Origin of the sequence: Arthrobacter globiformis NBRC 12137, from assembly GCF_000238915.1 — a bacterium.
Taxonomy (GTDB): Bacteria; Actinomycetota; Actinomycetes; order Actinomycetales; family Micrococcaceae; genus Arthrobacter; species Arthrobacter globiformis.
Genome location: NZ_BAEG01000043.1, coordinates 1 through 18,080, shown reverse-complemented (window position 1 = coordinate 18,080; position 18,080 = coordinate 1). Strand labels below are relative to the sequence as shown.

Below are 18,080 nucleotides of genomic sequence, written 5' to 3'. Positions count from 1 at the left end.
GTGCCTTGAACTTGCCGCCAATGCGCCCGGCCAGCCCGTCGAGCACCATCTGGCCGACGTTGTGCCGGTTGCCGCTGTACTCGGGTCCGGGGTTGCCAAGGCCTACGATCAGCCAGGTGTCAGTCATGAATCAATCCTAAGGCGGGGGTGGGCCCGCAAATGGGGCGGGGACGGCAGTGGCCGGGCCCGAAAAGGACCCGGCCACTGATCCGCGCTGCGTGCAACGCGGAAAGGGTTTGTGCCCGAATTACTCGGCAGCAGCCTCTTCGGCCGGAGCAGCTTCTGCTGCGGCTTCCTCTGCTTCGCCTTCTTCGGCCTGTGCCGTGGCCTCGGAGATGTTGACGACCAGGGCCTCGGCGTCGGCCAGCAGGACGGAGCCCTTGGGGAGCACGAGGTCGGAGGCGTGGATGTGCTCGCCGGCGGCGCGGCCCTCGATGTTCACCTCGACGGACTCGGGCAGGTGGGTTGCCTCTGCCTCGAGGGAGACGACGGTGAGTTCGAGGTTGTGCACGGTGCCGGGAGCGGTTTCGCCCACGACGTGCACGGGAACGTCCACGGTGACCTTCTCGCCCGAGCGCACGGTCAGGAGGTCGATGTGCTCGATGATCTGCTTGATCGGGTCGCGCTGGACGTCCTTGACGAGGGCCAGGTGGCCTTCACCGTTGAGGTCGAGGGACAGCAGGGCGTTCGCGGTGCGCACCGCGAGGGTGGTGGCCTTGGCCGGCAGGGTGATGTGGATGGGCTCAGCGCCGTGGCCGTAGATCACGGCGGGGATCTGGCCGGCGGCGCGGGCGCGGCGGGCGAAGCCCTTGCCGAATTCGGTGCGTGCTTCTGCTGCGAGCTTCTGCTCAGACATGTGAATCTCCTGGTGGATATGTTGGTTCAGCAAGGGCGGAGGTCTGGAGTGACCTTCAACGCCGGGCGGCCCGAAGGCGGCCCCACCAGAAGGGTGATTCAGACCCAGTCGATAACGGAGACCAGCAGTCCGGTGTTCCGTGCATACGGTGTTCCGGAGGTGCTCTCCCTCGCCAAGGTATCGGGAAGTAGCTTACCAGTGCCCGGCCCGTTTACTGAAAACGTCCCCACCTGCCCCCCAAGCTCGCAAGCTCGCCCAGGGAACCCTGCCGGCGTGGGCCCAACCGCCGGCCCCCTAAGCTTGCGAGCTCGCCCAGGGAACCCTGCCGGCGTGGGCCCGGCAACGCCGTTAGGCGTTGCCGTCGAAAAGGCTGGTGACGGATCCGTCGTCGAACACTTCGCGGATGGCCCGGGCGATCAGCGGCGCGATGGACAGCACGGTGAGCTCGGGGAAACGCTTGTCGGCGGTGATGGGCAGCGTGTTGGTGACCACCACTTCACGGGCGCCGGACTCGGAAAGGCGCCGGGCGGCGGGATCGGAGAAGACAGCGTGCGTGGCGGCGATGATGACGTCCTTGGCGCCGGCGTTCTTGAGCACCTGAACCGCGCCCGAGATGGTTCCGCCGGTGTCGATCATGTCGTCGATGAGCACACAGGTGCGGCCCTCGATCTGGCCCACCACGGTCTTGGACACGGCCTGGTTGGGCACGGTCAGGTCGCGGCTCTTGTGGACGAACGCCAGGGGCGCGCCGCCGAGGCGTTCGGCCCACTGTTCGGCCACGCGCACGCGGCCGGTGTCCGGCGAGACCACGGTGATGTTGTCGGCGCTGACGCGGGTGCGGATGTAGTCCGCCAGCAGCGGGATGGCCATGAGGTGGTCCACCGGCCCGTCGAAGAAGCCCTGGATCTGGGAGGTGTGCAGGTCCACGCTCATGATGCGGTCGGCGCCGGCCGTCTTGTACATGTCGGCCACGAGACGGGCGGAGATCGGCTCGCGGCCGCGGCCCTTCTTGTCCTGGCGCGAGTAAGGGTAGAACGGCGACACCACGGTGATCCGCTTGGCGGAGGCACGCTTCAGCGAATCAATCATGATCAGCTGTTCCATGAGCCAGTTGTTCAGCGGTGCGGGGTGCGCCTGGATGACGAAGGCGTCGGTTCCGCGGACGCTCTCCCCGGCGCGGACGTAGATCTCGCCGTTGGCGAAGTCGTAGGCGTCCACAGGCAGCAGTTCCGTGCCCAGCTCCTTGGCGATCTCCCGGGCAAGCTCCGGGTGTGCACGCCCTGCGGCGAGCACCAGTTTCTTCTCGCCGTGAGCCGTAATTTCGGTCATGGTTGCTAGCCCTCTTCTGTAGATGCGGGGGAATTTGAGGAATCAGTGCGGCCTTCGCGGGCCGCGGCGGCTGCTGCCAGTTCCGCGGACAGCGTGCCGGGACGGTTGGCGGCGACCCAGCCTTCGGCGTTGCGCTGCGCTGCCATGGACAGCGCCAGGGCACCGGCGGGCACGTCCTTGCGGATCACGGCTCCGGCGCCGCTGTAGGCACCGTCCCCCACCGTGACCGGAGCGACGAATACTGTGTTGGAGCCGGTGCGCACGCCCGAGCCGATCACCGTGCGGTGTTTCTTCTCGCCGTCGTAGTTCGCGGTGATGTTGCCGCAGCCGATGTTGGTGTCCTCGCCGATTTCGGCGTCCCCGGCGTAGCCCAGGTGGGACAGCTTGGAACCGCGGCCGATCCTGACGTTCTTGGTTTCGTAGAAGGCGCCGATCTTGCCCGTCTCGCCCAGGACCGTTCCCGGGCGCAGGTAGGTGAACGGTCCAACGCTGGCTCCCGCGCCGATCTCCGCGCCGGAACCGTGGGTGCGGGTCACCTTGGCGCCCTCCCCGATGCTGACATCCGTCAGCGTGGAGTCGGGGCCGACGACGGCGTCACGCGCCACCGTGGTGGCGCCGTGCAGCTGGGTGTTGGGCAGGATCCGGACGTCCTCCGCCAGGGTCACCGTGGAGTCGATCCAGGTGGTGGCGGGGTCGACGACGGTAACACCGGCCCGCATCCAGGCTTCCACGATCCGGCGGTTGTGCTCCGCGCCGAGGGCGGCGAGCTGGACGCGGTCGTTGGCGCCTTCCACCTGCCAGCGGTCGGCGGTGACGACGGCGGCCACACGGCCGCCTGCCTCGCGGGCGAGCCCGAGGACGTCGGTCAGGTACTTTTCGCCCTGCGAGTTGTCGGTGGTGACGTGGCGGAGGGCGTCCCGGAGGACGGCAGCGTCAAAAGCGTAGATGCCGGAGTTGATCTCGCGGATCGCCCGCTCGGCGTCGGTGGCGTCCTTGTGCTCGCGGATACCGGTCACGGTGCCGTCGTCGCCGCGGAGAATGCGGCCGTAACCGGTGGCGTCGTCCAGGATCGCGGTGAGCACCGTGATCGCGTTGCCCTCGCGCTCGTGGGTGGACACCAGTTCGGAGAGCATTTCACCGGTGAGCAGCGGGACATCGCCGTAGGTGACCACGACGGTCCCGGCGACCGGCTCCTTGGCGTCAAGGGCTTCGAGGGCAACTTCGACGGCGCGTCCGGTGCCTGGCACCTCGTCCTGGTCCACGATCAGGGCGTCCGGATCGAGTTCGGTGAGGTGGGCTGCGACGCGGTCGCGCTCGTGCCGGACCACCAGGGCCAGGCGCTGGGGGCTGATGCTGCGGGCGGCCAGGAGGGCGTGGCCCACCATGGAACGGCCGCCGATTTCGTGGAGGATCTTGGGGGTACGGGATTTCATCCGGGTACCGGCACCTGCAGCTAGGACGATAACGGCGGCTGGGCCGGATTTCTCGGGGCTCACGTACGGGCTCTCCTTGCTCGGTTGCGTGTACTGCATCCGCGGCTGCCTGCGCGGCGGTGTCCGAACCTGTGCCCGGAACCGGCAACAGGGTTCATCCTACTGGACACCTCTGATGCAGCTGTTCCGCCCATAGGATTCGAACCTATACTCCACGGCTCCAAAGGCCGGGGTGCTGCCATTACACCAGAGCGGACCATGCCCGGCACTAAGCCTGGGCACGAGAACCAATTCTGCCACGAACGTTGATGCTCGTGCGACCTCGGCGCGTCCGGTGCGCCGGCACCGGTCGGGGCAGCACGCCGGGGCGGGCTGCCGCCCCTGCCCGCCGCTTGACATAAGGCATGATTGGACGGTGAGCAAGAGCACAGGGACAACTGACGGTCCGGGGAACCTGCCGGTACGGCCCGAAGCAGCGGCGGGGCGCATCCCCCGGTCGCGGATGACCGGACCCCAGCGCCGGTCCCAGCTCATTGAAGTAGGGCGCGCCCTGTTCGCGATGCGGGGGCTGGACGGCACCACCATCGAGGAGATCGCTGCCTCCGCCGGTGTTTCGAAGCCTGTGATCTACGAGCACTTCGGCTCGAAGGAGGGCCTGTACACGCAGGTTGTCGAGTACGAGTTCCGAATCCTGCTCGCCGACATCAACAACGCCTTGGCCGACGAAGCCAAGCCGCGCGTCCTCGTGGAGCGCGCCGCCCTGGCCCTGCTCACCTATATCGAGGAACGCACCGACGGCTTCCGCATCCTCATGCGGGACGCTCCCCCGTCCCAGCCTGAAGGCGCCTTTTCCACCCTGCTCTCCCACGTGACAGCCCGTGTTGAACACATCCTGTCCGACGAATTTGCCCGCCGCGGGTTCAGTGCGGCCGACGGCGCCATGTACGCCCAGATGCTCGTCGGCATGGTGGCGATGACGGGCCAATGGTGGCAGGACGCCCGCCAGCCCGACAAACGGGCTGTGGCCGCCCATCTGGTGAACCTCGCCTGGAACGGCCTGACCGGCCTTAAAAAGGAGCCGGAACTCCGCAGCGAGCCGTGACTTCCGGCTCCCGGGAACGGGCGGAAGCGGGCACCGGCACCCAGCCCGGAACCACTTACTCGCCGAGGACTTCCGACGCCTCCAGCCATTCGAGTTCGAGGGCGTCCTTTTCGTCGGTCAGGTCCTTCAGCTGCTTGTTGAGGTCGCCGAGGCGGTCGAAGTCGCCGTCGTTGGTGCTGGCGGCCATTTGGACGTGGATCTTCTCTTCCTGCTGGGCGAGCTTGTTGAGCTGGCGCTCCACGCGGTTGAGGGACTTGCGGGCCTCGCGCTTCTCGGCTTCTGAGGGACCGGCGGGGGCTGCTGCGCCGCCGGCTGACGGGCCGGTGACGGGGTTTCCGCCGCCGGTGACGGTGGAGCCGGCGAGGGCGTTCTCGCGGAGTTCGAGGTACTGGTCCACGCCGCCGGGCAGGCCGCGGATCTTGCCGTCGCCCAGCAGTGCCATCTGGTGGTCCGTGACGCGTTCGAGCAGGTAGCGGTCGTGGCTGACCACCACGAGCGTGCCCGGCCAGCCGTCCAGGACGTCCTCGACGGCTGCGAGCGTGTCTGTGTCGAGGTCGTTGGTGGGTTCGTCCAGCATCAGCACGTTGGGCTCGCCCACCAGCAGCCGCAGGAGCTGCAGGCGCCGCCGCTCACCGCCGGACAGGTCCCGGACCGGTGTCCACTGCTTCTGGTTGGTGAAACCGAGCTGCTCCACCAGCTGGCCGGCCGTGAACTCCCTGCCGCCCACATTGAAGGACCGCTTTTCGCGTTCGATGACCTCGATGACACGCAGGTCGGCGACATCGTCGAGCTCCTTGACCTCCTGGGTGAGCACAGCGGTGACTACCGTCTTGCCCTTCTTGACCTTTCCGGCCGACGGCTGGATTTCGCCGTTGAGCAGTTTGAGGAGGGTGGTCTTGCCGGCGCCGTTGACGCCGACGAGGCCCAGCCGCTCCCCCGGCGCGAGCCGCAGCGTGATGTTGTTGAAGAGCTTCCGGCCGGCGTCCTGCTCAGGGTCGCCGCTTTCGAAGTCGAGCGACACGTTCTCCAGGTCCAGCACATCCTTGCCCAGGCGCGCGGTGGCCATCTTGCTCAGGGCCGTGGAGTCCCGCGGCTCCGGAACGTCGGCGATCAGGGCGTTGGCCGCTTCGATCCGGAACTTGGGCTTGGACGTCCGGGCGGGGGCTCCGCGCCGCAGCCAGGCAAGTTCCTTCTTCACCAGCTGCTGGCGCTTGCTTTCGACGACGGCGGCCGTGCGGTCACGCTCGGCGCGGGCCAGCACGTAGGCGGCGTAACCGCCGTCGAACGGGTCAACGATCCCGTCGTGGACTTCCCAGGTCTTGTTGCAGACTTCGTCCAGGAACCAGCGGTCGTGGGTGACCACTAGGAAGGCCCCCTGGTTGGGCCGCCACCGGGTCTTCAGGTGCCGCGACAGCCAGGCCACACCCTCGACGTCGAGGTGGTTGGTGGGCTCGTCGAGCATGATGACGTCATGGTCCTCGATGAGGAGCTTGGCCAGCGCGACGCGCCGCTTCTGTCCCCCGGACAGGGCGTGCACGTTGGCGTGCCAGTCGACGTCGGACACCAGCCCGCCCATGATTTCGCGGATCCGGGGGTTTGCCGCCCACTCATGGTCGGCCTTGTCGCCGACGATCGCGGCGCCCACCGTCAGGTCGGCGTCAAGGACGTCGCTCTGGTCCAGGTAGCCAACGTTGACGTCCCCGCGCTTGGTGACCCGTCCCGAGTCCGGCGTGGACCGCAGCGCCAGCAGCCGCATCAGCGTGGACTTGCCATCGCCGTTCCTGCCCACCATCCCGATCCGGTCGCCCTCTTCGAGCCCAAGGGTGATGCCGTCCAGAACGGTTCGGGTTGCGTACGAGACCTTGAGGTTCTCGCCGCCGAGCAGGTGTGCCACGGGGAACTGCTTTCTGCTGTGAAGGTTGGAAAGTATTAAAGGAGCGTATCGGAGATGATGCGGGCGCCGGGCACCGGGCCGTGGACCGCGAGGGCATTGAGGCCTTTGCGTTCCAGCTCGCCGGCGAGGTTCTCTGCCGCTTCGCGATTGTGGGCCAACAGGGCCACGGTGGGCCCGGAGCCGGAAACGATCCCGGCGATGGCTCCGCAGGATTCGCCCAGGCCAAGGGTGTCCCGGAGCCCGGGGGCGAGTTCGATGGAGGCCCGCTGGAGGTCATTGACCAGCACCCTGCTCAGGGCGTCGGCGTCACCGCCGCGCAGGGCCTGCAGGATCTTCGGGTCCACCGCCGTGGGCTCCTCGACGTCCAGGTCTTCGGCGTGGCGGAGCCGGTCCAGGGTGCGGAAAACTTCCGGGGTGGACAGTCCGAACTCGGCCGTGACCAGCACCCAGTCCATTTGGGCCTTTGCCAGCGCAGGCGACAGGTCATCCCCCACGCCCAGCCCCACGGCCGTGCCGCCCAGCAGTGCGAAGGGAACGTCCGCCCCGAGCTCGGCGGCGAGCTGGGCGAGTTCATCCCGGGACAGGCCGCTGTTCCATAACGCGTCGCACGCCAGGAGCGTGGCGGCGGCATCCGCGGAGCCGCCGCCCATGCCGCCCGCCACGGGGACCCGCTTGGTGATTTCAAGGTGCACGCCGGTGGCGTGTTCGGACACATCGGCCATGATGGCGGCTGCCTTGTAGGCCAGGTTCCGCTCGTCCAGCGGGATGTCCACTCCGTCGAGGTCCAGCGTGCTGTCCGGACTGATGCTGACGGTGATGCCGCCGGAAGCTGTGCTGGTGGCCGCGACTTCCTCGTACAGCGACACGGCCAGGTACACGCTGGCCACGGAGTGGTAGCCATCCGGGCGCAGGGGTCCGACATCCAGCGAGACGTTGACTTTGCCCGGGGCCTTTACCCGGACGGTCCTTGCCGCAAAGCGCCCCCGCAGGCCATGGACCGCCATCAGGCGTCCGCGGCCGCGCGGGCTTCGGCGATCCTCGCGAACGCGGCGATATCGATCACTTCGCCCCGCGCGGTGGGGTCGACCCCCGCCGCGACCAGGCAGCGTTCCGCTTCGGCGGCGCTGCCGGCCCATCCGGCCAGGGCTGCACGGAGTGTCTTGCGGCGCTGCGCGAACGCAGCATCAATGACGGCGAAGACTTCCTCGCGGCTGGCGGTGGTGGCCGGGGGCTCCCGCCGGGTGAAGGCCACGAGCCCGGACTGGATCTTGGGCGCAGGCCAGAACACGTTCATGCCGATGACGCCGGCCTTGCGCATGCTGCTGTACCACGCGGCCTTGACCGAGGGCACGCCATAAATCTTGGAGCCCGGTTCAGCGGCCAGCCGGTCGGCCACTTCATCCTGGACCATGACCAGGCCGTGCCTGATCGACGGGAAGTGCTGCAGCAGGTGGAGCACCACAGGCACCGCGACGTTGTAGGGCAGGTTGGCGACGAGCGCCGCGGGCTCGGCCGGCAGCTCCGTCACCTTCATGGCGTCGGCGAGGACCAGGTGGAAGTCGCCGGCGGCGTCGGGCCGCCATTGCCCGATGGTCTCCGGCAGCTTCGCCGCCAGAACGGGGTCAATTTCGACGGCCACCACCGCCTTGGCGGCGTCGAGGAGCCCCAGCGTCAGCGACCCCAGCCCGGGCCCGATTTCGAGGACCGTTTCGTCCGGGCCGATGCCGGCGGCGGCCACGATCCTGCGGATGGTGTTGCCGTCGATGACGAAGTTCTGGCCCAGTGTTTTGGTGGGGCGGACGCCGATCTCTCCGGCCAGCCTGCGGATATCGGAGGCACCGAACAGTGGAGCTGGCGCAGTGCCGGAGGCGGAGGGGGTCGGGTCAGTCACCTAGGTATCCTATCCCGGCGTTCAGTAGTGGAAGGTGCCGTCGGTGGTTGCCGGTGGCTAGCTGCTGGCCGCCCAGCCGCAGCCCCACGGCTGAAGGCCGCGCTCCGCGTAGACACGGTTGGCAATGTCGATCTGCTGCGCCTTGGTCGCCTGGCTGGCGTTCGGGGCGTAGGCGCCGCCGCCGGCGCCGATCCAGGTCTGGACGTCGAACTGCAGGCCGCCGTAGTAGCCGTTGCCGCTGTTGATGGACCAGTTGCCGCCGGATTCGCACTGGGCGATCTTGTCCCACATGGCCACGTTCATCATGGCCGGGGCTGCGGCACCGGTGTTTCCGCTATCAGCCTCGGCGGCTGCCGGCTTGGGCTCTTCCTTGGTGCCGACCGTGATCTTCTCGGTCACAGGCTCGCGGGTGGTGGTCTTGGAGACGAGCGTCCGGGAGGCCTCGCGGCCGTCGACCAGCACCAGCTTGTAGGTAAGGGTCGTCTGGCCGGGAACGCCTTCCTGGGTAACCTTCTCCTCCCCCTTGGGAAGGGTGGCGCTGTCCGTGCTCAGCGACTGGAACTGGATCTCTTCGGTGACGGTGGCGGTCTTGCCGGTAACGCGGGACACCTTGATCACCATGTTGTTGACCACCGGGGCGAGTGCCGGCTGGGATGTCCGGTCGGCGGCGGCGAGCCGGATTCCGGCGTCCTTGAGGACCTCGCCGACGTTGGCGGCTGTGGTGGTGGTCTTTTTGGCCTTGCCGTCGGCGATGATACTGACGGTCTTCGGCGTCGAGATGGCCACGAACGAACCGTCCACGGCCAGTTGCGCGTCCTTCGGCACGGAGAGCTCCGAAGAGCTGGCCACGCCGAGCTGGGTCACGAGCCCGGCCACGTCCTGCGCCGTGGTACTCACGGTCTTCTCTGCACCGTCCAGGCTGACTTTCACGGCCTTGGCCATGTTCACGTTGATGACGGAGCCGTTCTCAACACTGGCGTCCAGTGCGGGAGAGACGCGGTCGGCCGGGTGGAGCTCGATATTCGCGCTCTTCACCACCTGCTCGACGGTGCCGCCAAAGGTCTGGACGGAGCTTGCTTTTCCGTCGACGTTCAGGGTGACCGTCTTGTTGTTGCCCACAAAGGCAACAAGCCCCAGCACGAGGGCCGAGAGCACCACCAGCTGGGTGCCGACCTTGATGAAACTGAACTTGCCGTCTGACGTGAAGAAGTTGACCACGATCGCCCGTAACTTTTGAGCCATCCGGGCACGGGGAAAAACGCACAGGGGTACCCCCAGCGGTCACCGACATGGTGGCTCCGGACAGGCCGGAGCAGGCCGCAGGCATGTGCGTCGCCACACTCACATGGCAGGGCATCCGGAGGCGCCCTGCCTGTACGAAAGTGAGTTACATCATCCGGAGGCCTTCCCCGACCCCGGCTAATAGTTTTTCACTGTAACCGAAGCGTTATAAACCGGCCAAAATATTTGCCTACCAGGTATGTATTTTTGGTTTATTGCACGCGGCGGTTCAGTCCCAGGATCCGTACGCCCGCACGGTATTTGCGCTGACCTGGGCACAAAGCCCGGACAGGTCCGTTTCTGTCAATTCCGCCATCGCCCGCACGGTGTACGGCACCATGTAGCTGGCGTTGGGGCGGCCGCGGTGCGGATGCGGAGTGAGGAACGGCGAGTCGGTTTCCACCAGCACCAGCTCCGGATCGGCGACGGCGAGCGCCTCCCTGAGATTGGTGGCGTTCTTGAACGTCAGTGTCCCGGCGAAGGACATGAACCATCCCTCACCGTTGCAGATCCGCGCGAGGTCCGCGTCCCCGGAAAAGCAGTGGAAAACTACCCGTTCCGGGGTGCCTTCCTCGCGCAGGACCTGGACCACGTCATCGTGGGCGTCGCGGTCGTGGATCTGCAGGGTCCGGTCCAGCCGCTTCGCGATGTCGATGTGCCGGCGGAACGAGTAACGCTGGTGGGCCAGCCCCTCCCCTTCCGTGCGGAAGAAGTCCAGGCCGGTTTCGCCGATGGCGCGCACGCGGGGGTGGGCAGCGAGCTCCTCGATCTCAGCCAGGGCATCCTCAAGCTCACCGCGGGCAGCGTAGTCCGGCGCATCATTCGGATGGAGGGCCACGGCCCCCAAAAGGCGCGGATCCAGATCGACGGCGCGCACGGTAAACCTCGAGGATTCCAGGTCGCAGCCCACCTGCACGGCGCCGCAGACACCCACCGCTTCGGCTGCATCGAGGGCAGCGGCGATGTCCACCCGGACATCGTCAGTCGGGAAGTCCAGGTGCGTGTGGTTGTCCATCACGGGGACGGGCAACGGTTCGGGCGCCGGCGGGAAACCGCGCCTGCCGGAGCCGTCGGTGCCGGGAGCCCGGTAAGGCCGGGGAGTCAGGGAATGCCGCATTCCTCCAGCCTAGCGGCCGCCCCGGCTCCGCCTGACGCTCGGCATTACCCGGAGATTTACGGGGAACTCTCTGTTAGCCACGGCAGTTGTGTTAGTACGCTGGTTACGGACGGATGTGAGCGCCCAACGAGGGCAACGGCAGACCTCCGCCGCTTCGTTTTGCTTCACTCTGGGCTGAAAGGTTGCCGATGGAACCGCACCGACGCATCACGATCGACGAAGCACTTCCCGGCGGACAGGGCTTCACTGGAAGTGCTGCGCGCAACGTCAACCCGCTCAACGGACACAAAACCGTCCCCTTGGAAGCCCCGGCTTTCCGGGCCGCCAGCGAACGCATCCTCAGCGCCATCAACACCGTCATCGACGGCAAGGCCGAGGCCGCGAAGCTGGCGCTGACGGTCCTGCTGGCCCAGGGCCACCTGCTCCTGGAGGATGTCCCCGGGGTGGGCAAGACGCTGCTGGCGAAAACCCTGGCACGCACCATCGACTGTTCCGTGAGCCGGATCCAGTTCACACCCGACCTCCTCCCCTCGGATGTCACCGGCGTCTCCATCTACAACCAGTCCTCGCGCCAGTTCGAATTCCGTCCGGGCGCCGTGTTCGCGAACATCGTGATCGGCGACGAGATCAACCGGGCCTCCGCCAAGACGCAGTCCGCCCTGCTCGAATGCATGGAGGAGCACCAGGTCACGGTGGACGGCCACTCCTACAAGCTCGGCGAACCATTCATGGTGGTGGCCACCCAGAACCCCATCGAGATGGAAGGGACCTATCCGCTCCCGGAAGCCCAGCGGGACCGCTTCATGGCCCGGATCTCCATGGGGTACCCGGATAAGGACTCCGAGATCGAAATGCTCGAGACCCACCAGGCCACGTCCCCCCTGGCCCGGATCAAGGCGGTCGTCACTGCAGCGGATGTCGCCGCCATGATCGCCACCGTCCAGCAGGTGTTCGTCTCCGAAGCCGTGAAGGAGTACACCGTGGCCGTCGGCCGGGCCACCCGTGACAGCGCCATGCTGCGCCTTGGGGCAAGCCCGCGGTCCCTGCTGCAGCTGCTCCGGGCCGCGAAGGCGACGGCGGCGCTGGACGGCCGTGATTTCGTACTGCCGGACGACGTCGTTGCCGTTGCCGAGGCGGTGCTGGCGCACCGGATCATCCTGGACCGCAAGGCCGCCAGCACCGGCGAGACCCCGCAGGGCGTCATCCGGAGCGTCCTTGCCCGGATCCCGGTCAGCCAGGAAATGACGGACACGGCCAACGCCGGGCGGACCTCACCCGAACTCCGTCATACCCACTAGTCAGGACCATCGCCGTGGCACTGCTGGACAGCCTCCCCCGACATCTCTTCAGCTCCCGGGGCTGGGGACTCCTGGCAGCCGGCGCCGTCTCGCTGCTCTGCGCCCAGGTCATGGGCCGCCGCGACCTTCTTGCCCTCGGCGTCCTGCTGGTTGTCCTCCCCCTCGTTTCACTGGCCGGCATCAGGGTGGTCAAGCCGCGGTTCCGGGTGTACCGGGAGTTCAGCCCCTCCACCGTCGAGACAGACTCCGTCACCACGGTCCGGCTCGCCGTCGCCCGGACCGGGCTGGGCACAGGCAGGGTCATCATGGAGGAGCGGCTGCCGCCACGGTTCGGTGAATCCCCGGCGTTCCGCTTTCCCGCCCGGTCGGCCTCGGGCGGCACCAGCCGATATGAGTACCACCTGCGGTCGGGAAAGCGCGGACAGGTTACCATCGGCCCCGTCAGCGCCGAGTTCACGGATCCGTTCGGGCTGTCGCTGCACCGGCATTCGATCGACGACGGCGACACCCTCACCGTGACGCCGGCCGCCGTCGAACTCCCGCCCACCGGCCTTGCCGGCGCGCGCGGCAACGACGGCATCACGGCCACCCGGACCAGGGCTAACCCCAGCGACGACGACGTCATGACCCGCGAGTACCGCCACGGTGACCCGATGCGGCGGGTGCACTGGCCGGCCACTGCCCGGCACGGCGCCCTCATGGTCCGGCAGGAGGAATCTGTCACGACACCCGAGGCCACGGTCATCCTGGACCACCGGTTCGTGGCCCATTCCTCGGGGTACGGCTCGGTGTTCGGCAGCCCGGGTGAGGACGGCAGCGACCTCGTCACCAGCGACACCTTTGAGTGGGCGGTGACGGCGGCCATGTCCGTGGGCGCCCACCTCGCCGAGCTCAACTACTCGCTGCGGTTCCTGGACGCGGCGGGGGAGCCCGCCTTCCACCGTTCGACCTCGGCCCCTGAGCCTGACAGCGAGGAGTACAGCGGCGCGGCCGGCCTCCAGTCGATCGCCGAAAGCCTCGCCGCGATCCAGCTGACGGGGCCGCATCACGCGCGCAGGGACCATGACACCGGCCGCCGCGAACACGCAGGAAATGCCGACGCTGCCCAGTCCGTCTTTGACGACCGGCTGATGGACAAACTCGCGGCCCACCGGATGCGGGGCCCGGTCCTGGCGCTCCTCGGGAAGATTTCACTCGCGGAGGCGCGGGCCCTCGCCCCCGCAGCCGGCTACGCCGCCAACGCCTTTGCCGTGGTGATCACGGACAAACCCGCGGACTGCCACGACGTGCTCGAGGCCCTGCGGGTGGGCGGCTGGCGCGCTGTCGCCGTCGAGGCCTCCACCTCGCTGCCGGCAGCCTGGATGTACTTCGACGAGGGCGAGGCCGCGATGTGGACGGCTGCGGCGGACGTGCGCCGCGGGGCGGAGGTAGGGCGATGACACTGACATCACAACGGCAGCCGGGCGCTGATGCCCAGCCGCAGCCCGCTCCGGCGTCCCCCGGCAGCGGAAGATTTGGGGCCGGCGCCTTTCCCTGGGTCATGTCCGGCGCAGTGGCACTGTCCGTCTGCGGCGCGTCACTGTCCCTCAACGGGGTCCTTCGCGGCTGGGCGTGGTTCCTGCCGGTCCTGACCACGGTGGTGGTGGTCTCACTGGCCATGGCCCTGCTCCGCACCTTCCGTGCCGCGCCCGTGCTGGTGGCCGCGGGGGGCCTGGTGTCCCTGGCGTTCATCCTGACGTTCACCTTCTTCCGGCGTGACAGCTTTGCGGGTTTCCTCCCCTCGCAGGCCACCCTCGACGCACTGGGCCGGCACCTTCGCCGGGCCAGTGAAACAGTGCTGGCCGAGAGCTCACCGGTAGCCCCCAACGCCGGCATCGTCCTGGTGACGTGCGCCGCACTGGGACTCGTGGTCATCCTCGTGGATGCGCTGGCCCTCCCCTTGGGCATGCCCGCAACGAGCGGACTCGGCCTGTTGGCGGTGCTGGTTGTTCCGGCCATGATCAAGCCCCAAAGCGTGGGCTGGCTGGGGTTCGTGGTGACGGCGGCCGGCTATCTGGTGATCCTCGCCTGCAGCCAGTGGTTTGCCCCCGACGCACGGACGGAGGCGGACACTGCCCGCAACCCGGGCCAGATCAGGCGGGCTGCCCTGACCGGAGCCGTGACCCTGGTGGTCACGCTCCTGCTGCAGCTTGTGGTTCCAGGCTTCGACCAGGGCACATTCCCCCAGGGCTCCCGGCTGAACCCCTGGGGTACAGCCACAGGACTGAATCCCATGATCAGCCTCGGCAACAGCCTGCGCACCCCGACGGGCGAGGGCAGGATCACCTACGCCACTAACGCCACCACGCCCCTCTACCTGCGCTCGGTCACCGTGGACCGGTTCGACGGCGAGTCCTGGTCCCCGGACGACCGCAATGCCAGCCGCCGGGCAGGCACCGGACGGATGGACGCAGGCCACGAGATCCTGGCACCCGAACAGACCCGGCAGGTGACGGTGGTGAACACCGGTGACTTCACCAGCCCCTACCTCCCTGTTCCGTACGCCCCCGAATCCGTCAACGGGCTGACCGGGCGGTGGAGTTGGGATCCTGCGACGTTGAGCATCAAGGGCACCGATACCAACTCCCGGGACCAGCAGTATCTGGTTCAGTCCTCGGTGCCGAAACTGACGACCGAACTGCTGGACGCGTCCTCCGCCCCCGTCCAGGGTGTCCCGGAGGAGTTCATCCGGCCGCCGTCGAACGTTCCGGACATCGTCCGGACAACCGCTGAATCCGTCGCAGCCAACAGCCGTACAGCCTATGCCAAAGCGATGGCGATCCAGAGGTTCCTGCGCGGCCCGGACTTCACCTATTCCCTGGAATCCCCCGTCCAGGGCGGGTATGACGGAAACGGGCTGTCCGTCCTGGCGGATTTCCTGACCCAGAAGAGCGGCTACTGCATCCACTTCGCCTCCGCCATGGCGGTCATGGCGCGGCTCGAAGGCATCCCGAGCAGGATCGCCGTCGGCTACGCACCGGGCAGGCAGACCGGCGCCACGGTGTCCGTTGCCGGCCAGGGGGCGCTTCCGGAGTTCGAAGTTGACGCCCGTGATGCCCATGCCTGGCCCGAGCTGTATTTCCAGGGCCTCGGCTGGGTTCCGTTTGAACCTACCCCCTCGCGCGGCGTGGTCCCGCCGTACGCGCAGGACTCCTCAACGTCAGGCGGCGCCAGCACCAACGACCAGAACAATGACGGTCTGGTGCCGAGCAACGGCGCCACGGCACCGTCGTCGACGGCGCCGGCACCGCTGCCCCTGCCGGGGGGCGGAACCGCCGACGCCGGGAACCAACTGGCGCCCGCACTCTACACTGCCGCCGGGGTTCTGCTGCTGGTCCTCCTGGCCGCCTCACCCCGCCTGGTGCGCGGAGGCATCCGGGCAAGGCGCCTCAGGGGAACGGGCACCGGCAGGAACCGGCTGGCCGAGCCGCCGCTCGTCTGGTCGGAGCTCCAGGACCTGGCCACGGACTACGGCGTCCGTCCTGAGCCGAGCGAGACCCCGCGGACATTCTCGGCCCGGCTGCGCGGTTCCCCGGCCATGCGGCTGCGGGCCGAATCAACCCCCGCCGGACCAGACTCCGCAAACCCGCCAGACACCGCAATCGGACCCGACACCGGAAGCGGACACCGGCCCGATGCCGAGACCGACCGGGCCGTGACCGTCCTGACGGATGCCTACGAGCGGCATCAGTACGGCCGGCCCGCGGCCCAGGACGGCACACGCCGCGGCCTGCCGGAGGAAACCGCCGTCGAGCACATCGGTCAGGTGCGGCGGGCGCTCCGCCGAAATGCCGGCATAATCGGCCGGCTCCGGGCCGACTGGCTGCCGAGGTCGGTCCTCGTCCGCTGGGGATCCGTCGCCGGATGGCCTTTCCGCGTTTTGCGACGGGCCGCGCTCGGGACGGGACACGGCGCCTCGGTACTGTGGCGCAGGACCCGCAGCGGCCTTCGGCGCCTGCGGGAAGGCTAGCCGCCCGCACACCCCGCCAGCGGCATTCCCGACGTTTGACATGTGACCGCCGCCACCTTATCTTTGAGAAACGGGAAAGCGCATTCCAAGGACGTCAAAGCTTGCGAAAAGCAGAGAAGCTGTCCGCGGACCGCAGCAGCCTTGGCGGCGCGGGGCGCATCCTTCCCACCTGATCTGAGACCCGGCAGCGGGGCGAATCCGGCGGGGCAGACGATTGTCCAAAGGAGGACGACATGAAGAGCGACACACACAACCTGCGGACTTCGGCTGAACCGCAACAGTCCGGCACGCACCGGACGAGCAGCACCAGGAAGGCTGCCGCCAGCGGCTGGGTGGGCAGCGCCCTCGAGTACTACGACTGGTTCATCTACGCCCAGGCCGCGGCCCTGGTCTTTCCCACCGTTTTCTTCCCGGCAGGAAACCCGACCGTAGCGCTGATCGCCTCGCTCGGCACGTACGCAGTGGGATACGTCGCCCGCCCGATCGGGGCATTCGTCCTTGGCCAGTGGGGTGACAAGCACGGCCGCAAGAACGTCCTGGTCCTGGCCATGCTGCTGATGGGCGTCTCAACCTTCGCGGTGGCCCTGCTGCCCACCTACGACCAGGTTGGCATCCTGGCCCCGGCCCTGCTGCTGGTCCTTCGCCTCGTCCAGGGATTTGCCGTGGCCGGGGAACTGAGCGGGGCCAGCGCCATGATTGTGGAGCACGCCCCGTTCGGGCGGCGCGGCTTCTATGCCAGCTTCGCCCTCCAGGGCACCCAGGCCGGGCAGATCATCGCCGCCGCCGTCTTCCTTCCGCTCTCGGCCGTGCTGTCCGCGGAGGACTTCCACGCCTGGGGCTGGCGCATCCCGTTCCTCCTCAGCGCCCTGGTGGTGTTCGCCGGCTACATGATCCGCCGCCGGGTTGAGGAGACGCCCGTCTTTGTGGAGGAGAAAGCGCTCAAGGACGTTCCCAAGATGCCGGTGGTCCAGGTGCTGCGCGAAAGCGGGCTGAACGTGGTGCGGGCGGTCTGCATGACGCTGGTCAACGTTGTGGGCGTCACCGTTGCGGTTTTCGGCGCGGCCTACGCCACGCAGCCCGGGTACGGCATCGGCATGAGCACCACCGTCTATCTCTGGATCCCGGTGCTGGCCAACGTCATTGCGCTGGCCCTCATCCCCTGGTTCGGCGACCTCTCGGACCGGTTCGGCCGGCGGCCGCTGATGATCGTCGGTTCACTGGGCTCCGGCGTGCTGGCCTACGGGTACCTGTACGCGGTCAGCCAGAACAACGTGCCGCTGACCATCGTCCTCGCGATCCTCATGTGGGGCACGCTGTACCAGGTCTGGAACGCCACCTTCGCCAGCTTCTTCCAGGAGCTCTTCCCCTCCCGCACGCGGGTCACCGGGTTCGCCATCTCCCAGAACATCGGGCTCCTGATCACGTCCTTCCTGCCGAGCCTCTTCGCGGTGGTCGCTCCCCCGGGGTCGGCAAACGTTCCGCTCACCGTCGGGTCCATCTGCTTCGGCATCACGGTGGTCGGGGCGATAGCGGCCTGGTCCGCCAAGGAGACGCACCGGATTCCGCTCCACCAGCTGGGATCGCCGGACGCCACGCCGGTTTCCCGCGAGGAGTATGCGCGCGTCCGTGCTGCGGCCCGCTAAACGCCGGGACAGCAACCGCCACGCAAAAAACGCACTGGCCCGCAGGATTCCTGCGGGCCAGTGCGTTTTGCCATACTGTCCGGCGCCTGGTTTATTAGCCGGCGTAGGGGTCGGCGATGCCGATGTACTGCGTGTAGAGGTATTCCTCGATGCCCTCGAGGCCGCCTTCACGGCCCAGGCCGGACTGCTTGACGCCGCCGAAGGGTGCTGCAGCGTTGGACACAACA

The 18,080-nt window shown here is 67.9% G+C and carries 14 protein-coding genes, 1 tRNA gene and 1 pseudogene; 5 read left to right on the top strand and 11 right to left on the bottom strand.

The genetic code is table 11. The annotated features are described in order from the left end of the window. The 5 genes and pseudogenes from ARGLB_RS08250 to ARGLB_RS08230 all read right to left on the bottom strand — a co-directional run. Positions 1–127: pseudogene (locus ARGLB_RS08250) on the bottom strand (aminoacyl-tRNA hydrolase); the annotation flags it as partial. Between the two features lie 120 nt (positions 128–247). Beyond that, positions 248–856 (bottom strand): 50S ribosomal protein L25/general stress protein Ctc, encoded by a 609-nt coding sequence (locus ARGLB_RS08245; protein WP_003801049.1) that lies wholly within the window; start codon positions 854–856, stop codon positions 248–250. Between the two features lie 348 nt (positions 857–1,204). Beyond that, positions 1,205–2,185 carry a ribose-phosphate diphosphokinase gene (locus ARGLB_RS08240; protein ID WP_003801047.1) on the bottom strand — a complete coding sequence of 327 codons (981 nt, stop codon included), beginning with the start codon at positions 2,183–2,185 and terminating at the stop codon, positions 1,205–1,207. Between the two features lie 5 nt (positions 2,186–2,190). Continuing rightward, positions 2,191–3,681 (bottom strand): bifunctional UDP-N-acetylglucosamine diphosphorylase/glucosamine-1-phosphate N-acetyltransferase GlmU, encoded by a 1,491-nt coding sequence (glmU, locus tag ARGLB_RS08235; RefSeq protein WP_043418445.1) that lies wholly within the window; start codon positions 3,679–3,681, stop codon positions 2,191–2,193. A gap of 121 nt (positions 3,682–3,802) precedes the next feature. Further along, positions 3,803–3,874 (bottom strand) — tRNA-Gln (locus tag ARGLB_RS08230). Between the two features lie 246 nt (positions 3,875–4,120). Here ARGLB_RS08230 and ARGLB_RS08225 point away from each other — a divergent pair. Continuing rightward, positions 4,121–4,720, top strand: a complete 600-nt coding sequence (locus ARGLB_RS08225) for a TetR/AcrR family transcriptional regulator (protein ID WP_043418442.1) — start codon at positions 4,121–4,123, stop codon at positions 4,718–4,720. 55 nt (positions 4,721–4,775) lie between these two features. Here ARGLB_RS08225 and ARGLB_RS08220 read toward each other — a convergent pair whose 3' ends face one another. From ARGLB_RS08220 to ARGLB_RS08200, 5 genes are all read right to left on the bottom strand, one after another. Beyond that, positions 4,776–6,614 carry an ABC-F family ATP-binding cassette domain-containing protein gene (locus ARGLB_RS08220; RefSeq protein ID WP_003801042.1) on the bottom strand — a complete coding sequence of 613 codons (1,839 nt, stop codon included), beginning with the start codon at positions 6,612–6,614 and terminating at the stop codon, positions 4,776–4,778. A 35-nt stretch (positions 6,615–6,649) separates the two neighbouring features. Then, positions 6,650–7,618, bottom strand: a complete 969-nt coding sequence (locus ARGLB_RS08215; RefSeq protein WP_003801039.1) for a 4-(cytidine 5'-diphospho)-2-C-methyl-D-erythritol kinase — start codon at positions 7,616–7,618, stop codon at positions 6,650–6,652. Beyond that, positions 7,618–8,505 carry a 16S rRNA (adenine(1518)-N(6)/adenine(1519)-N(6))-dimethyltransferase RsmA gene (gene rsmA, locus ARGLB_RS08210; RefSeq protein ID WP_003801037.1) on the bottom strand — a complete coding sequence of 296 codons (888 nt, stop codon included), beginning with the start codon at positions 8,503–8,505 and terminating at the stop codon, positions 7,618–7,620. Before rsmA ends, ARGLB_RS08215 begins: the two co-directional genes overlap by 1 nt. Before the next feature lie 57 nt (positions 8,506–8,562). After that, on the bottom strand, positions 8,563–9,747 hold the full coding sequence (locus ARGLB_RS08205) for a resuscitation-promoting factor (protein WP_175304977.1): 1,185 nt from the start codon (positions 9,745–9,747) through the stop codon (positions 8,563–8,565). Positions 9,748–10,015: 268 nt separating this feature from the next. Then, on the bottom strand, positions 10,016–10,903 hold the full coding sequence (locus ARGLB_RS08200) for a TatD family hydrolase (RefSeq protein ID WP_003801034.1): 888 nt from the start codon (positions 10,901–10,903) through the stop codon (positions 10,016–10,018). 188 nt (positions 10,904–11,091) lie between these two features. Between ARGLB_RS08200 and ARGLB_RS08195 the strand changes: the two genes are divergently transcribed. The 4 genes from ARGLB_RS08195 (at position 11,092) to ARGLB_RS08180 (ending at position 17,853) form a co-directional block, all read left to right on the top strand. Beyond that, positions 11,092–12,201, top strand: coding sequence for an AAA family ATPase (locus ARGLB_RS08195; RefSeq protein ID WP_003801033.1), 1,110 nt, complete (start codon positions 11,092–11,094; stop codon positions 12,199–12,201). 14 nt (positions 12,202–12,215) lie between these two features. Next, complete coding sequence (locus ARGLB_RS08190; RefSeq protein ID WP_003801031.1) at positions 12,216–13,640, top strand: DUF58 domain-containing protein; 1,425 nt, start codon at positions 12,216–12,218, stop codon at positions 13,638–13,640. Then, entirely contained in the window at positions 13,637–16,210 is a 2,574-nt protein-coding gene (locus ARGLB_RS08185; RefSeq protein WP_003801029.1) for a transglutaminase TgpA family protein, read from the top strand. Before ARGLB_RS08190 ends, ARGLB_RS08185 begins: the two co-directional genes overlap by 4 nt. Positions 16,211–16,443: 233 nt before the next feature. Beyond that, on the top strand, positions 16,444–17,853 hold the full coding sequence (locus tag ARGLB_RS08180; protein ID WP_003801027.1) for an MFS transporter: 1,410 nt from the start codon (positions 16,444–16,446) through the stop codon (positions 17,851–17,853). 94 nt (positions 17,854–17,947) lie between these two features. Here the strand turns inward: ARGLB_RS08180 and ARGLB_RS23215 are convergent. Beyond that, positions 17,948–18,080: aldehyde dehydrogenase family protein (locus tag ARGLB_RS23215; RefSeq protein ID WP_003801023.1), on the bottom strand; the 133-nt coding region annotated here is incomplete at its 5' end.

Bases quoted from the DNA above. Each gene is read 5' to 3' on its own strand.
- ARGLB_RS08180 (WP_003801027.1), top strand. From the start codon at position 16,444: ATGAAGAGCGACACACACAACCTGCGGACTTCGGCTGAACCGCAACAG.
- ARGLB_RS08240 (WP_003801047.1), bottom strand. From the start codon at position 2,185: ATGACCGAAATTACGGCTCACGGCGAGAAGAAACTGGTGCTCGCCGCA.
- ARGLB_RS08185 (WP_003801029.1), top strand. From the start codon at position 13,637: ATGACACTGACATCACAACGGCAGCCGGGCGCTGATGCCCAGCCGCAG.
- ARGLB_RS08225 (WP_043418442.1), top strand. From the start codon at position 4,121: ATGACCGGACCCCAGCGCCGGTCCCAGCTCATTGAAGTAGGGCGCGCC.
- ARGLB_RS08215 (WP_003801039.1), bottom strand. From the start codon at position 7,618: ATGGCGGTCCATGGCCTGCGGGGGCGCTTTGCGGCAAGGACCGTCCGG.
- ARGLB_RS08245 (WP_003801049.1), bottom strand. From the start codon at position 856: ATGTCTGAGCAGAAGCTCGCAGCAGAAGCACGCACCGAATTCGGCAAG.
- ARGLB_RS08195 (WP_003801033.1), top strand. From the start codon at position 11,092: ATGGAACCGCACCGACGCATCACGATCGACGAAGCACTTCCCGGCGGA.
- ARGLB_RS08205 (WP_175304977.1), bottom strand. From the start codon at position 9,747: ATGGCTCAAAAGTTACGGGCGATCGTGGTCAACTTCTTCACGTCAGAC.
- ARGLB_RS08200 (WP_003801034.1), bottom strand. From the start codon at position 10,903: ATGCGGCATTCCCTGACTCCCCGGCCTTACCGGGCTCCCGGCACCGAC.